The 13927-nt window shown below is 58.2% G+C and carries 11 protein-coding genes; 3 read left to right on the plus strand and 8 right to left on the minus strand.

Annotation, left to right across the window (positions count from 1 at the left end; all coding sequences use genetic code 11):
* Nucleotides 1-14: 14 nt before the first annotated feature.
* Together argS and FHT84_RS19425 are read right to left on the minus strand one after the other, a co-directional pair.
* Nucleotides 15-1775, minus strand: a complete 1761-nt coding sequence (gene argS, locus FHT84_RS19420) for an arginine--tRNA ligase (RefSeq protein ID WP_183763487.1) — start codon at nucleotides 1773-1775, stop codon at nucleotides 15-17.
* 55 nt (nucleotides 1776-1830) lie between these two features.
* Entirely contained in the window at nucleotides 1831-3048 is a 1218-nt protein-coding gene (locus FHT84_RS19425) for a deoxyguanosinetriphosphate triphosphohydrolase (RefSeq protein ID WP_183763489.1), read from the minus strand.
* A gap of 306 nt (nucleotides 3049-3354) precedes the next feature.
* Here FHT84_RS19425 and erpA point away from each other — a divergent pair, with 306 nt between their 5' ends.
* Together erpA and xth are read left to right on the plus strand one after the other, a co-directional pair.
* Nucleotides 3355-3687 carry an iron-sulfur cluster insertion protein ErpA gene (gene erpA, locus FHT84_RS19430; protein ID WP_112340960.1) on the plus strand — a complete coding sequence of 111 codons (333 nt, stop codon included), beginning with the start codon at nucleotides 3355-3357 and terminating at the stop codon, nucleotides 3685-3687.
* 127 nt (nucleotides 3688-3814) lie between these two features.
* Nucleotides 3815-4606, plus strand: coding sequence for an exodeoxyribonuclease III (xth, locus tag FHT84_RS19435; RefSeq protein WP_113249859.1), 792 nt, complete (start codon nucleotides 3815-3817; stop codon nucleotides 4604-4606).
* Nucleotides 4607-4774: 168 nt separating this feature from the next.
* Here xth and exoR read toward each other — a convergent pair whose 3' ends face one another.
* The 5 genes from exoR to FHT84_RS19465 all read right to left on the minus strand — a co-directional run bounded on the left by exoR (nucleotide 4775) and on the right by FHT84_RS19465 (nucleotide 12731).
* Nucleotides 4775-5578, minus strand: a complete 804-nt coding sequence (exoR, locus tag FHT84_RS19440) for an exopolysaccharide production regulator ExoR (protein WP_112340962.1) — start codon at nucleotides 5576-5578, stop codon at nucleotides 4775-4777.
* A 683-nt stretch (nucleotides 5579-6261) separates the two neighbouring features.
* Entirely contained in the window at nucleotides 6262-7515 is a 1254-nt protein-coding gene (locus tag FHT84_RS19450; protein WP_112340964.1) for an OmpP1/FadL family transporter, read from the minus strand.
* Between the two features lie 502 nt (nucleotides 7516-8017).
* Entirely contained in the window at nucleotides 8018-10861 is a 2844-nt protein-coding gene (locus FHT84_RS19455; protein ID WP_183763506.1) for a valine--tRNA ligase, read from the minus strand.
* Between the two features lie 121 nt (nucleotides 10862-10982).
* Nucleotides 10983-11816, minus strand: coding sequence for a DUF2497 domain-containing protein (locus tag FHT84_RS19460; RefSeq protein ID WP_183763509.1), 834 nt, complete (start codon nucleotides 11814-11816; stop codon nucleotides 10983-10985).
* Between the two features lie 246 nt (nucleotides 11817-12062).
* Nucleotides 12063-12731 carry a protein-L-isoaspartate O-methyltransferase gene (locus tag FHT84_RS19465; RefSeq protein WP_113249858.1) on the minus strand — a complete coding sequence of 223 codons (669 nt, stop codon included), beginning with the start codon at nucleotides 12729-12731 and terminating at the stop codon, nucleotides 12063-12065.
* Nucleotides 12732-13181: 450 nt separating this feature from the next.
* Here FHT84_RS19465 and FHT84_RS19470 point away from each other — a divergent pair, with 450 nt between their 5' ends.
* Entirely contained in the window at nucleotides 13182-13607 is a 426-nt protein-coding gene (locus tag FHT84_RS19470; protein ID WP_183763512.1) for a Rap1a/Tai family immunity protein, read from the plus strand.
* A gap of 21 nt (nucleotides 13608-13628) precedes the next feature.
* Here the strand turns inward: FHT84_RS19470 and FHT84_RS19475 are convergent, their stop codons facing one another.
* On the minus strand, nucleotides 13629-13922 hold the full coding sequence (locus FHT84_RS19475; protein WP_183763515.1) for a hypothetical protein: 294 nt from the start codon (nucleotides 13920-13922) through the stop codon (nucleotides 13629-13631).
* Nucleotides 13923-13927: the final 5 nt, after the last annotated feature.

A 13927-nucleotide genomic window follows, 5' to 3' on the forward strand; every position in this document is an offset into this window, starting at 1 on the left:
GTAAATGGTGACGTTTATCGCATTTCGTCAGGTGCTGCGGTCCCGGTTATACCAAGACCCGACTTCAAAACCGACGCGACAGCGTACACCAGCCCAAGTCTGGCAATGCTCAATTCTCGGTTCTTATCGTTAACAAAACGTAATTCAGGTAAATCTTTACCTTTATTCCAGTGTCCATGGAAGGAACTTGCCAGGTCGTAAAGGTAAAATGCGATGCGATGCGGCTCTTGCGACTGCGCTGCAGCTTCGACGATTCGCGGGAACTCCGCAATCTTTGCGACAAGCTGTAGTTCGGCCGGATCGGAGATCGCGCCGAGGACCGCCTTCGACAGATCAAGCGAGGCAATATCGATATCCGGGAAGGCTTCCTTGGCCTGACGGAAAACGGACATGCAACGGGCATGCGCATATTGCACGTAAAAGACCGGATTGTCCTTGGACTGCTCGGTGACCTTGGCAAAGTCGAAGTCCAGGGGCTCTGAATTCTTCCGGTAGAGCATCATGAAGCGCACGGAATCGCGGCCGACTTCATCGACGACTTCGCGCAGCGTGACGAAATCGCCCGAGCGCTTCGACATCTTCACCGGCTCGCCATTGCGATAGAGCTTGACGAGCTGGCACAGAAGCACGGTCAGCTTCGCCGCACCATCGGAAACACCGCGCGCGACCGCCTCCAGCCGCTTGACGTAGCCACCATGGTCGGCGCCGAGGATGTAGATCATCTCGTTGAAGCCTCGGTCGAACTTGTTCTTGAAGTAAGCAACGTCGGCAGCGAAGTAAGTATAGGAACCATCCGACTTGATCAGTGGACGGTCGATATCGTCGCCCACTTCCGTCGAGCGGAAGAGCGTCTGCTCGCGATCTTCCCAATCTTCCGGAAGCTGTCCCTTCGGCGGCGGCAGCGCGCCCTTGTAGACATAGCCCTTGAAGGTCAGGTCATTGATCGCGGTGCGGATCAGCGCGGCACCATTGGCATGCAGGGTGCGTTCGGAAAAGAACACGTCATGTTTGACGTTCAGCGCTTCCAGGTCTTCCTTGATCATCGCCATCATCGCGTCGATGGCGCGATCCTTGACGATGGGAAGCCATTGCTCTTCCGGCATGCCGCGCAGCTTGGTGCCGAATTCCCTGGCGAGCGCCTCGCCGACGGGAACCAGGTAATCGCCAGGATAGAGACCCGCCGGGATCTCGCCCACCTGCTCGCCAAGCGCTTCGCGATAACGAATGAAGACGGAGCGCGCCAGCACGTCGATCTGCGAACCGGCATCGTTGATGTAATATTCCTTGGTAACCTCATAGCCGGAGAAGGCCAGCAGGTTTGCCAGCGCGTCGCCGACAACGGCGCCGCGGCAATGGCCGACATGCATAGGCCCGGTCGGGTTGGCCGAAACATATTCGACATTGACCTTTTGCCCCTCACCCAGCTTCGAGCGGCCGAATTTCTCGCCTTCGGAGATCATCGTCGATAGTAGACGTTGCCAGTAGCCGACCGAGAGACGGATATTGATGAAGCCGGGGCCCGCTACCGAAACCTCGGCAACGTCGGCGTCCTCCTTCAGCTTGGCGACGATAATCTCGGCAAGCGCACGCGGATTTGTGCCCAGCGGCTTGGACAGAACCATGGCCGCATTGGTGGCGACATCGCCATGGCTGGCGTCGCGCGGCGGCTCCACGCCGATACGTCCGAAACCGACTTCAGATCGCTTTTCCCTCACAATATCAATTTGCTCGAGAGCGTTCTTAATTCTTACTTCGAAGTCGGTGAAAAGGTTCATCATATTGTCCACGCATAGCTTGATCAGGCCGCTATCGGCCCGATGCCGCCGCTGCCTACCGCAAATCGGGAGTCTGGTCAAACAGGCGCTTGTGGGCGCTGATGGCGTAGGTATCGGTCATGCCGGCCAGATAGTCGCCGACATGCCTTGCCTTGGGGGCGATCGCAAGCCCGGCGATATGGTCGACCCAATAGTGGCTCTGCATCTCCTTGGGATTTTCCATATAGGCGTGGAAGAGATCCGTTACGATCTGCGCCGCGCCGGCACGAATCCGCATGATGTCGGGATGGCGATAGATGCGCTTGAACAGCATCTGTTTGATCAGCCTGTCGGTTTGCGCCATGTCAGGCGAAAAGGTCGCGACGACGCGGCCGGCGGCCCGGATGTCGGCGACATTGCCCGGCCTGATTTCGGCAAGTGCCTGCTGCGATACGGCAATGACATCCTCGACCATACGGGTGATCTGGCGGCGCATGATTTCGTGCGTGAAGCGGCTCGGCTCCAGATGCGGATAGCGCGCCCTCACCTCGGCCATCAGCCCCGCGAGAAACGGCACTTCCTCCAGCATATCGAACGTCAGATAGCCAGAGCGCAAACCGTCGTCGATGTCATGCGTGTTGTAGGCGATGTCATCGGCAATCGCGGCAACCTGCGCTTCGAGGCTGGCGAAGGACGCGATTTCGAGATCGTGGATTTCGCAATAGTCGAGAATCGGCTGCGGCACCGGCCCGCGAATGCCCTTGCCATCAGGCGTCATTAGCGGGCCATTGTGCTTGACCAGGCCTTCGAGCGTCTCCCAGGTGAGATTGAGCCCGTCGAAATCGGCATAGCGGCGCTCGAGCTTGGTAACGATGCGCAGCGACTGCGCATTGTGATCGAAGCCGCCATAGGGCAGCAGCATCTCGTGCAGCGCATCCTCGCCGGTGTGGCCGAAAGGCGTGTGGCCAAAATCGTGAACCAGCGCCACGCCTTCCGCCAGATCTTCATCCACCTTCAGAGCACGCGCCAGAGCGCGCGCGATCTGCGCCACCTCGATCGTATGCGTCAGCCGCGTGCGGTAGTGATCGCCATCCTGGGCGATAAAGACCTGCGTCTTGTGCTTAAGGCGCCGGAAAGCGGTCGCATGGACGATCCGGTCGCGATCGCGCTGGAATTCGGAGCGCGTGGGGCTCGCCCCCTCGTCATAGAGCCTTCCGCGCGATGCCCAGGGGTCCGTTGCATAGACCGCCTTCTCACCATATCCAAAACCCAATGCATGCGTATCGATCGTCATTACCAATCCATTCCGGCATCTGGCCCCCGCACAATCATAGATGCGAAGGTCGTTTCATCATACCCGGCCAAGGCGTTGCTCGCAGATCGGAATATAGTATCCCATCGCGAAGCGGTGACCCATTGACGCCGCATTGCGGCCTTCATACCTATAGACAAGAAAACAGCAAAACGGTGCGTGGCTCAACCACGAAACCAAAGCTGTCACCGGCCTGACTTTCATGATAAAGGCTATGGATATCAGCCGTTTGAAAGTTAGACGGCCTATTTGGTTCTCTCCGGATCTTGACCCCGGCAGGAGGAAAGCATGACTGAGACTAACGTTACCCTATCGGACGCCGCGGCGAAGCGAATCGCTGCGATCGTCGGCGCGGAGACCGGCAAACGCGCGCTTCGCGTTGCCGTCGAAGGCGGCGGCTGTTCCGGTTTCTCCTATAAATTCGATCTCGTCGAAGGCCCGGAAGATGATGATATCGTTGTCGAAAAGGACAACGCCACCGTGCTGATCGACCAATTGTCGCTGGTCTATATGGCCGGTTCCGAAATCGATTTCGTCGATAATCTCCTCGGCCAATCCTTCCAGATCAAGAATCCGAATGCGGTCGCAAGCTGCGGCTGCGGCACGAGCTTCTCGATCTGAGGCTTTCCCCTTTTCCACAGCTTGATCGCCGGCCGGGAGCCATCGCTCCGGGCCGGTTTTGATATGGGCTGTAGTCAAGCCCGTCGGCTGCAGATACAACAGGGCGAAGCAAAGGAATGAGCTATCCATGAAAATCGCCACCTGGAACATCAACGGTGTCAAAGCGCGTATTGAAAACCTCTGCCAGTGGCTGAAGGATTCGAGCCCGGACATCGTCTGCCTGCAGGAGATCAAGACAGTCGACGAAGGTTTTCCGCGGCTGGAGGTCGAGGCGCTCGGCTATCATGTCGAGACCCACGGGCAGAAGGGTTTCAACGGTGTCGCCATCCTCTCAAAGATCAGGCCGGATGAGGTGACGCGGGGGCTGCCCGGCGGCGACGGGGATGAACAGTCGCGCTTCATGGAAGCGGTGTTTTCCGTGCCGGGCCACGGCGCTCTCCGCGTCTGCTGCCTTTATCTGCCGAACGGCAATCCGGTCGATACCGAGAAATATCCCTATAAGCTCGCCTGGATGGAGCGCCTGCGCAAATTCGCGTCGGATCGCCTCGCGCTCGAGGAGCCCCTCGTGCTCGCTGGCGACTACAATGTCATTCCGGAGCCGCATGACTGCTTCGATCCGAAGGTCTGGGAAAGCGATGCGCTGTTCCTGCCACAGACGCGCCAATCCTTCCGTCAGCTCGAACATCTCGGCTTTATCGATGCCGTGCGCGCGACAACGGATGCGGTGAAGCTTTACTCATTCTGGGATTACCAGGCCGGAGCATGGCCGAAGAACAATGGCATCCGCATCGATCACCTGATGCTCTCACCGGAAGCTGCCGATCGACTCACTGCGACGGCAATCGAAAAGCATGTGCGCGCTTGGGAAAAGCCTTCCGACCACGTCCCGGTCATCGCGCATCTCGATTTCGCCAACTAAAGCATTCCAGGAAAAGGTCTCGCGGTTTTCCGTCCGGACTGCACAGGAAATAAAGAGACAGAGCGTCTTCGCGATCCGAAGGAAAGCGGAAAGGCTTAGACGTCAGCCTAAAACAAGAGAGTTCGGCAACCGCCCCCATCGCGGCAACGGGGCAGTGAAAGCCGGCAATCAGTCAGAGCCGGCGACGTCAAGCTGATGGGCCATGGAGACCGCCACGCGACGGTCGTTCTCATTGGCAACGGAAAATGCCTGCTCCTGCAGGTCTTCCATCCAGCTGCAGTCCTTCGGCTTGCACTTGTCCAGTGCCGCCGTCATGAAGGCGAGACCCCGGATGGATTGACCTTCCTGGAACAGGATATTGCCGAAGACGGCCATGGCACCCGGATGGCCGCTCTTGCGTGCCTGGTTCAGCCACTTCTTGGCCTGCTGCACATTGGTGGCGCCGCCCTCGCCCGTCAGCATCATCTGCGCGAGCTGAAACTGCGCTTCAGGAACGCCGAAGGTGGATGCAACCTGGAAATAAAGCTGGCGGGCCTGATTGAGATCGATCTTGACCGGGCTGTTGGCAATACCGGTCTTGTAGTAGCTGGCAAGCGCAAGCAGCGCGTTGATAAAGAAACCGGTATCTTCCGAACCCGGCTCCACGCCCTGCTGGGCGATCTCGCTATAGATCTTGAACGCTTCGAAATCGTTCTGCGTCACACCGTCGCCATCTGCATACATGTTGGCGAGAGCCCAGCGCGAGCCCGTATGGCCCTTTTCGGCGGCATAACGATAGGCTTCGACCGCCTCTTCCTTCTGCCCGTTCTTGTAGGCCTTGAAGCCGAACTTGAAGAGGTCGAACGGACCCGATTCCTTGGTGACACCGGCATTGATATCGAATGCCTTGGCTTGACCTGCCAACACCACTGCCGTGGCAAGGGACAGGCTGAGCATCATGACTCTCGCTGATATGAACTCGGACTTAAACATAACAGTCGATTTCTTTCGCTCCATTCGGGCCTGTCACGGCGCTTGCATGAACGCCGTCAGTTTCGCGAATGTTTTCCCTGATGGCGCATGAGACTGGATCATCCTTTGCAAAGACGGTTCCCATGGCATTCAACCGAGGCTGTTTGCCACAATTGCGAGCATAGCTTGCAATTATGTCCAAACCAGCATTCGTGCGGCCGTTATCGCATCCCATCGCCGAACCCGCGCTCTCATTCGCTTGCCGAGGAGTGAGATCGAACGTCGTCAGGCTGACGGTTTCCCTTGGCGGACAAAGACTTTTCCCCTGCATCGGAAGCATCACGGCCCCGATCCCGGATTGTTGCTTATGCCAAAGTGGAAGTTCACCCATCGATCGTTTACGCACTTTCTACAAGGCCAACCCCTGTGCCCACGTAATCGCTGCTCCCCATTTGTGGCGGGAAATGGACAAATTGTAATCTCATCACGTGGCTGCAATGTCTTGAAATAGAGTGTTGCTAATTCGTCACAAAGATTTGACCGACCTTGTGACTTCCTTAACCATAAATCCGGCAAAGAGGCCGGTTTGACGCTTCGATCCATCCAAGCCAGGCAAAGAAAAGCCGCGGGACTTGTCCAGGCCCGCGACCTTGTCGATATGATGAGGCGATAGACGATAAGCTTGTCAATCCAACGACTTATCGTCAGAAGCTGACTTTCACCGACGTCTGAAGAGCGGCGACCAGGTCATTGCCGAAGCTATAGGTCGCATCATCGCCATAGACGATGCCGCCGCGGGTGACAGGCCCGGATTTGCCTGATGTCATGAGGCCAAGCGCGCCGCCGAAGTTGAACTGAACGTGCTCCGTCGCCTTGTAGGCAACACCTGCGCCGAGTGTCCATGTGTCGGAGTTCATGCCGTAGCCGTCGCTCGTACCGCGATCCCAGCTCAGGCTGATCGCGCCGCTCCATTTGTCATTGAATTTATGCCCGATACCGCCCGTGATGGTCCAGCCGTCGCGATACAGAAGGTCAAGCGAGGTCAATTGGGTCGGACCGCCGGTCCTGCAGGCTATGCTGCGGGTCGAGGTCGGGCAAAGGGCGATGCTTTGCAGGACGCTCCAATTCGTCCATTTGACCGAGCCGAAGGCCAGCCAGTCCGGCGCGATGCCACTCTGCACTTTCCACTCCAGCGAGTCCGGGGCGTCCGCAGACCCGAAGACGGAGGTGACCGAGCCGAAGAACGGCCGAATCGGCGGCAGCTCGGTCAGATCCACACTGCCCTTGAGATTGTCGTACTTGACCCGGCTGTTGTAGACGAGACTCGTGCGGAAGGCATATTCGGGGATTTCATAGGCCAGGCCGGCGCGCCAGCCCCAGCCGTGACCGTCCACATCGAGCGAGCCGACGCCGTCGTAGACAGAGGAAAGCGGAGCCGGGATGGCCGAGACGAGGCGTGATTTGAAACCGCTGACCTCCTGGTAGAAGCCGCCGCCGATGATGCGAAATTCGCCCGGACCAGCATCGAACTTGTACGAGCAGGTCGCTCCATAATTGTTCGTGCGGACCTTCACCTTGATTTCATTGTTGGCGCCAGCCCAGTTCTTGCCCTCATAAAGATACCCGCCGAATGGCTGGGAATAGTCGGCCATGCAGTCGATGTTGTCGGTGATGCCGATCTTGAAGGCGGCATAAGGCATCGCGTAATTTTTCGAGGCATCGGTCGAGTGGCTTCGGTTATTGAGATTGCCGTCTGTCGGATCGATGTCTTTCGCATTCTTCAACTTGCGGTCCGGCATGACATAGGTAACGCCGGACTCGAAGACATAACGACCCTTGTCGAAGAGCAAGTCGATGTCATAACCGGAACGATCGAGGCCGCCCGCAAAGGCTGCGCTCGCAAAAGACGTACCGATGACGAATGAAACTGCGCTCCTCAACGCAATAGAAAATGCCATTGTAACTCCCCCACGTGTGCATTCGCTTTTTCGATTGTTGCGACGATCACTTGAATTGGCAATGCGGCCTACAAGAGATGAAACCCGGTAAAAGAGTGATTGATTTACGTAAGAAAACGAACTGCGCCGCACAAAAACTGTGCAATTAGGTAAATTTTTCCTTTTTAATGTCATTTTCTTCCCTGCTTAGATTTTTATTCTTCGCGGCAATAATCCTGTTACAATATGACAACAGCTCTGCTTTTCACGAACAGCGAGCGGATTTCCATGTAATATGTTTTGCCTGTGTGAAACTGGCGGTGGATTAGGGCGCACGGCTCAGTTCATCGACATCGAATCAAAGAAACAAACAAGAAAGGCACGCAACGTAAGCCGCGTGCCTTGCATCAAATTTGAAAGCATGTCGTGCAAAGGCGTACAGCGATTTGCGATTACGACATGCACAAGATCAAGAACTTAGGCGAATCTGAAAGATCCGCGATACGCTTCAGTTCTCTCTTTCTCAGCTCGCTTCACTGACCCGCGCCAGTGCCACCTTCAGGCTCGCCTGTTGCCCTTCGAGTTCACCGAGGCGCTCACGCTCGGCGGCGACCACATCCGGATTCGCGTTCGCAACGAACTTCTCGTTCGAAAGCTTGCCGTTGATGCGCGCGATCTCCTGGTCGTTCTTGGCGATCGCCTTTTCAAGGCGCGCCTTTTCGGCCGAGAGATCGATGAGGCTGCCGAGCGGCAGGCAGACGGTCGCCTCGCCGACAACGATCTGTGCCGCACCTTTCGGCGCGGTATCGGCAAGCGAGACCGCTTCCACACGCGCCAGCCGCTTGATGGCGGCGTCGTGACGGAACAGTCGCTCCCGAGTCAGGCTGTTCGCATCGACGACCACCAGCGGAGCGGTCGCTGCCGGAGGCACGTTCATTTCCGAGCGCACCGAACGAATGCCGGAAACAAGGTCGATCAGCCAGTTGATTTCATCGGCGGCAACATCATCCGCATAGGAAGGCGTCGGCCAATCGGCATGGCAGATCAGGCCGTCGCGCTCATTGCCCTCGCCGGCCGTATGCGCCCAAAGCTCTTCGGTCATGAAGGGCATGAACGGATGCAGCAGCTTGTAGGTTTCTTCGAGAACATAAGCAGCGCAGGACTGGGCTTCCGCCTTGGCGTTCTCGTCGTCACCGTTGAAGATCGGCTTCAGCAGTTCAAGATACCAGTCGCAGAACTGGTTCCAGATGAAGCGATAAAGCGCGCTTGCTGCATCGTTGAAGCGGAAGCTTTCCAGCGCTTCGGTAACGTCGCGCTCGGCACGCGCCAGCTCGGTCAGGATCCAGCGATTGACAGTGAGTTCGGCTGCTTCCGGCACGAAATGCGGGTCGCTCTTGGCGCCGTTCATCTCGGCAAAGCGCGTCGCGTTCCAGAGCTTGGTGCCGAAATTGCGATAGCCGGCGATACGGGCCGGATCGAGCTTCACGTCGCGCCCCTGCGCCGCCATGATCGCCAGCGTAAAGCGCAGGGAATCGGCGCCGTACTGGTCGATCAGTTCCAACGGATCGATGACGTTGCCCTTGGACTTCGACATCTTCTGTCCGTTCTTGTCGCGCACCAGCGCATGGACATAGACCGTGCTGAATGGCTCGACAGGCTCGCCGTTCTCATCCTTCATGAAATGCAGGCCCATCATCATCATGCGGGCAACCCAGAAGAAGATGATGTCGAAGCCGGTAACGAGGACATTCGTCGGATAGTAGCGCGCCAATTCCGGCGTCTCATCCGGCCAGCCGAGCGTCGAGAACGGCCAGAGCGCGGACGAGAACCAGGTATCGAGCACGTCTTCGTCGCGCGTCAGGATTTCGCCCGGCTTGAAGTTCTCCAGCAGGTCCTCGACATAGGCCTTCATCGGCCCCTCATGCGAGAGATAATGCTGGATCGCCGCCTGCAGCGCCTCTTCTTCGGTCTTCTCAACGAAGACTTGACCATCCGGTCCATACCAGGCGGGAATCTGGTGACCCCACCAGAGCTGACGCGAAACGCACCACGGCTGAATGTTTTCCATCCAGTCGTAATAGGTCTTGTCCCAGCTCTTCGGAACGAGCTTCGTGCGGCCGTCGCGGACGGAGGCGATCGCCGGTTCGGCAAGCGTCTTGGCGTCGACATACCACTGCTCGGTCAGGCGCGGCTCGATCGGCACGCCGCCACGGTCGCCATGGGGAACCATGTGCTTGTGCGGCTCGACCCTATCCAGCAATTCGGATTCTTCGAAAATGCGGACGATGATCTTGCGCGCCTCGAAGCGATCCTTGCCTTCCAGCTCGTCCCATGCGCCATGCAAGGCGGCCGGATGATCGAGACCTTCGAGGAAATCCTCGTTGTCCTTGATGGTTATGGTGGCTTCCGGGGTCAGAATATTGACGACGCGCAGACCGCGGCGCTTGCCGACTTCGAAATCGTTGAAATCATGCGCAGGCGTCATCTTCACCGCGCCCGTGCCAGCCGTCGGATCCGGATATTCGTCGGCGACGATCGGGATGCGCCGACCGACGATCGGCAGGATGACGTGCTTGCCGATGATCGACTTGTAGCGTTCGTCGCTCGGATTGACCGCGACGCCGGTATCGCCGAGCATTGTCTCGGGACGGGTAGTGGCGACAACGAGATAGTCGCGCGTCTCCCATTCCGTCGGCTTGCCCTCGTCATCGAAGGCAATCGGATGCTGATAGGTGACGCCCGGCTCCAGCGGATAGCGCAGGTACCAGAGATTGCCGTTGACCTCGTGCTGCTCGACCTCGATATCCGAAATCGCGGTCAGCATCTTCGGATCCCAGTTGACCAGCCGCTTGTCGCGATAGATCAGGCCTTCCTTGTAGAGCGTGACGAAGACTTCGAGAACGGCCTTGGACAGGCCCTCGTCCATGGTGAAGCGTTCGCGCGACCAGTCGCAGGAGGCACCGAGGCGCTTGAGCTGGTTGAAGATCAAGCCGCCCGATTCCGCCTTCCATTCCCAAACCTTCTCGATGAAGGCTTCGCGTCCCATGTTGTGGCGATCCGGCTGCTGGCGTTCGGCCAGGCGACGCTCGACGACCATCTGCGTGGCGATGCCGGCATGGTCCATGCCAGGCTGCCAGAGAACGTCCTTGCCGCGCATGCGCTCGAACCGCACCATGATGTCCTGCAGCGTGTTGTTCAGCGCATGGCCCATGTGCAGCGAACCCGTCACGTTCGGCGGCGGAATGACGATGGTGAAGGTTTCCGCACCCGGCTTGGCGTTCGCGCCGGCGCGAAAGGCGTCGGCCTCATCCCATTTTTGGGCGATCTTCGGTTCGACGGCGGCGGAATCATATGTTTTGTCGAGCATTTTATGACCGGATCTTGAGGATTGGATGATGCGGGTTGTAAATAGGATGGCTGTGGGCAAGTCAATAAAAAAGCCGCCCCGGAGCCCGGAGCGGCGGATCTACTACCCGAAGCTCAGGCTGTCAGCGGCGCGGGCCGCGGGCCACTCGTTCGATTTCCTCGCGCACGAGGCGCTCGACGAGGGTCGGCAGATTATCGTCGAGCCATTCCTGCAGCATGGGGCGCAGCATTTCCTGAGCCAGTTCATCGAGGGAGCGGCGCGGGCCGCCATCGACGATGGCGGCAAGCTCTTCAAACGAACGGGTAACCTGCGCGCCGGCTGCTTCAGACATCAGCGGCGATGCAGACACGAGCTGCGCCGGCGGCAGGGACGCTTCCATTTCCGCCGCAACGGCAGCGGTCGGCTCCGGGGCAGCGACCGTCGGCTGCAATTCTTCCCTTCCGGATTCGGCACCGACCTCTGCGGCAGCCTGCGTAGCCAGTGAAGCTGCCGGCGCTGCGATATCGGCAATGGTTTGCCGCAGCGGCACATCGGCTATCGGCTCGACATGGACTTCGGCAAGACGCGCGGCCATGGCCGGCGGCAATTCACGCGGCTGCGGGGGCTCGCGCCCGGCATTCAGCAATGCAGCGGCGTTGCGTTCGGATGCAGCGCGCACGCGCGCGGCGACATCCGCCAGCGACAAGCCGCGACCGGCACCATCCGGCTCGGCAACGGGCATTTGCGAGTTTGCGGCGACGAAACGCGGGTCCTGCTCCGCGGCACGGGCGCGATCCGCGGCAGCGAACTCTTCATCCACGGTCAGCGGAATATCGTCGTCGCGCATGCTGGAAGCGGCAAGATGAGGGGAGGAAATCGGCTTGGTGCCTACAGGCTCGTTGCTTTCGATGATCCTGCGGATCGATGCCAGGATCTCTTCCATGGACGGTTCACGCACTACATTTGGCTGAGCCATATTCATCCCCGTTTTCCATATTCAACGACCGGAAACGCGCCAACACGGCACCCGAATCAGGGCCACCCTAGATGACTGCCTTCGGGAAAAAAATCACCGTCAAAGCACTAAACCCGGTGATGCACAGTTTTGTTACGACCACGACGAATCGCTCCATCGCCTGCGATTCTGCCACAGGCGACGGCAATAAAAAACAGGCGCCACGAGGCGCCTGTCGCAAGCTGGATTATCAGACCGTTCTGAAAATCAGAATACGAATTCCTTGGCCTTGGCAAAGCCCGGCAGCGGCTTGATCGATGCGTTGAAAAAGACGTTTTCCGAGAAGGCGCCGCGTTCGCGCATGAAAACAGTGGCGCGGGCGGCATGGCCATAGCCGATGACCGTGATCAGGCGGCCGTCTTCGCCGAGTTGGTCGAGCAGTCCCTGCGGCAGCTGCTCGATCGAGCCATCGATAAAAATCACGTCATAGGGGGCATTGCCGGCGTACCCCTTTTCCAGATCACCGGTGACGACCGTGACATTGTCATAGCCGAGTGCGGCGATATTGGCCTTGGCCTGAGCGGCAAGTTCCTCATCGCTTTCGAGGGCGACGACCTTTTCGGCGAGCAGCGACAGGATGGCGGCTACATATCCAGTGCCGCAGCCGACATCGAGAACCTTGTCTTGCTTGGTGATGACGCCAAGCTGCAGAAGCTTTGCCAATGGCGATGCCTCCATGAGAAAGCGGGCCGGCTTGCCGGCCGACGCAGCGGCGATCTCGATGTCATTGTCGATATAAGCCAGGAGCTTTGACTTCTCCGGCACGAAATTTTCGCGCGGTACCGTCAAAAAGGCGTTCAACACGGAATGGGAGGTGACATCCGTCGTCCGGATCTGGTTCTCGACCATCTTCACGCGCGCTGCTTCGAAATCCATCTTGTCCTCTTGCGCCCTTCATGCCCGAACGGGCCTGCTCTGCTTTCTGTTACGCGTGTCTTAATCGCCTGACGCCACGCTTTCAAGGCATTGCGGCAACTGGGGCGGAGATTCATGGCCAGGCGTCGCCCGCGCACAACAAACGGCGCCCTGGAATGCGGGTCCGACCTCTCGACAAATCCCGTTGCCGACGACATCGCGCTGCTCGCCGTGCTTCAGATCGAAGCATCCGTTAGTAAAATGTTAACTTCCCAGGACCACGCTTCATAACCTGGAACCGCCTGAGTGTGGTCACAGATCAACCTTCCGGCCCGAAGCCTTTCGGGTTAAGACTAAATTCGAATAGAAGGTGACTGGGATGCCCGTCTCTCTCGTTCTTTTCGTTGCAACCTCGTTGCCGCTCGTGGTCTTCCTGGCTGCCAGTCTTTCTTCCATGATGTAGGTTTCCGAATGAGGCTTTCGCTCTCCCTCGCAGCGCTTCTCCTTCTTCTGCCTCAAGGCGCATCGAGCGAGGAAGCACCGCAGGAGGCGACGCCCATCATCGGACACGTCGTGACCGGCAAACAGCTCGACGAATGGTGCGAAGAGGATCGCACGCTCGCTTCGGCCTATATTCAGGGCATTCTCGACGAAGCACAGCGGACGAAAAACCTGACAATCCGTGCCACCAAGCAGACGCCGAAGAACTCGTCCCGCTACGAGCGCTATCTTCAGCAATTCGTCGGCGCTTTCTGCCTGCCGCCCGATCTCAGCAACACAAAGGCAACCGCGATCGCCTGCAAGTGGATGGCGGAACACTCATGGCAGCTCGAACGCCCCGCCAGTTCGCTGATCGCACGCTCCTACAAATTCGCCTTTCCATGCCTCGAGGAATAGGCATTCCCAGTCCCTGCGGCTTCAACTCCCATAAGCAATTGAATCTTCCAAAATCCCACCCCAGCATGAAGACCCGTGGAACAATGCCTTTGCTTTGGCCCACGTCACCGAGGCACGCCACATCTCATTCCCGTTGACAATTAGTAAGTAAAACTTATAATTAGGACGCTGAATTTGATTGACCTCTAGTCCAGCGAAAGGCGGCCCAGTTTTTTCCCTAGACTGGACCGCTTTTGCTTTTCCGGACGTGACGATCGCCGCAACACCCAGCTGCGCCTCACGATATTTCCGCCGCCCGGTCTGCAGAAATGCCATCTCCC

Source organism: Rhizobium sp. BK289, assembly GCF_014193575.1.
Taxonomy (GTDB): Bacteria; Pseudomonadota; Alphaproteobacteria; order Rhizobiales; family Rhizobiaceae; genus Rhizobium; species Rhizobium tropici_C.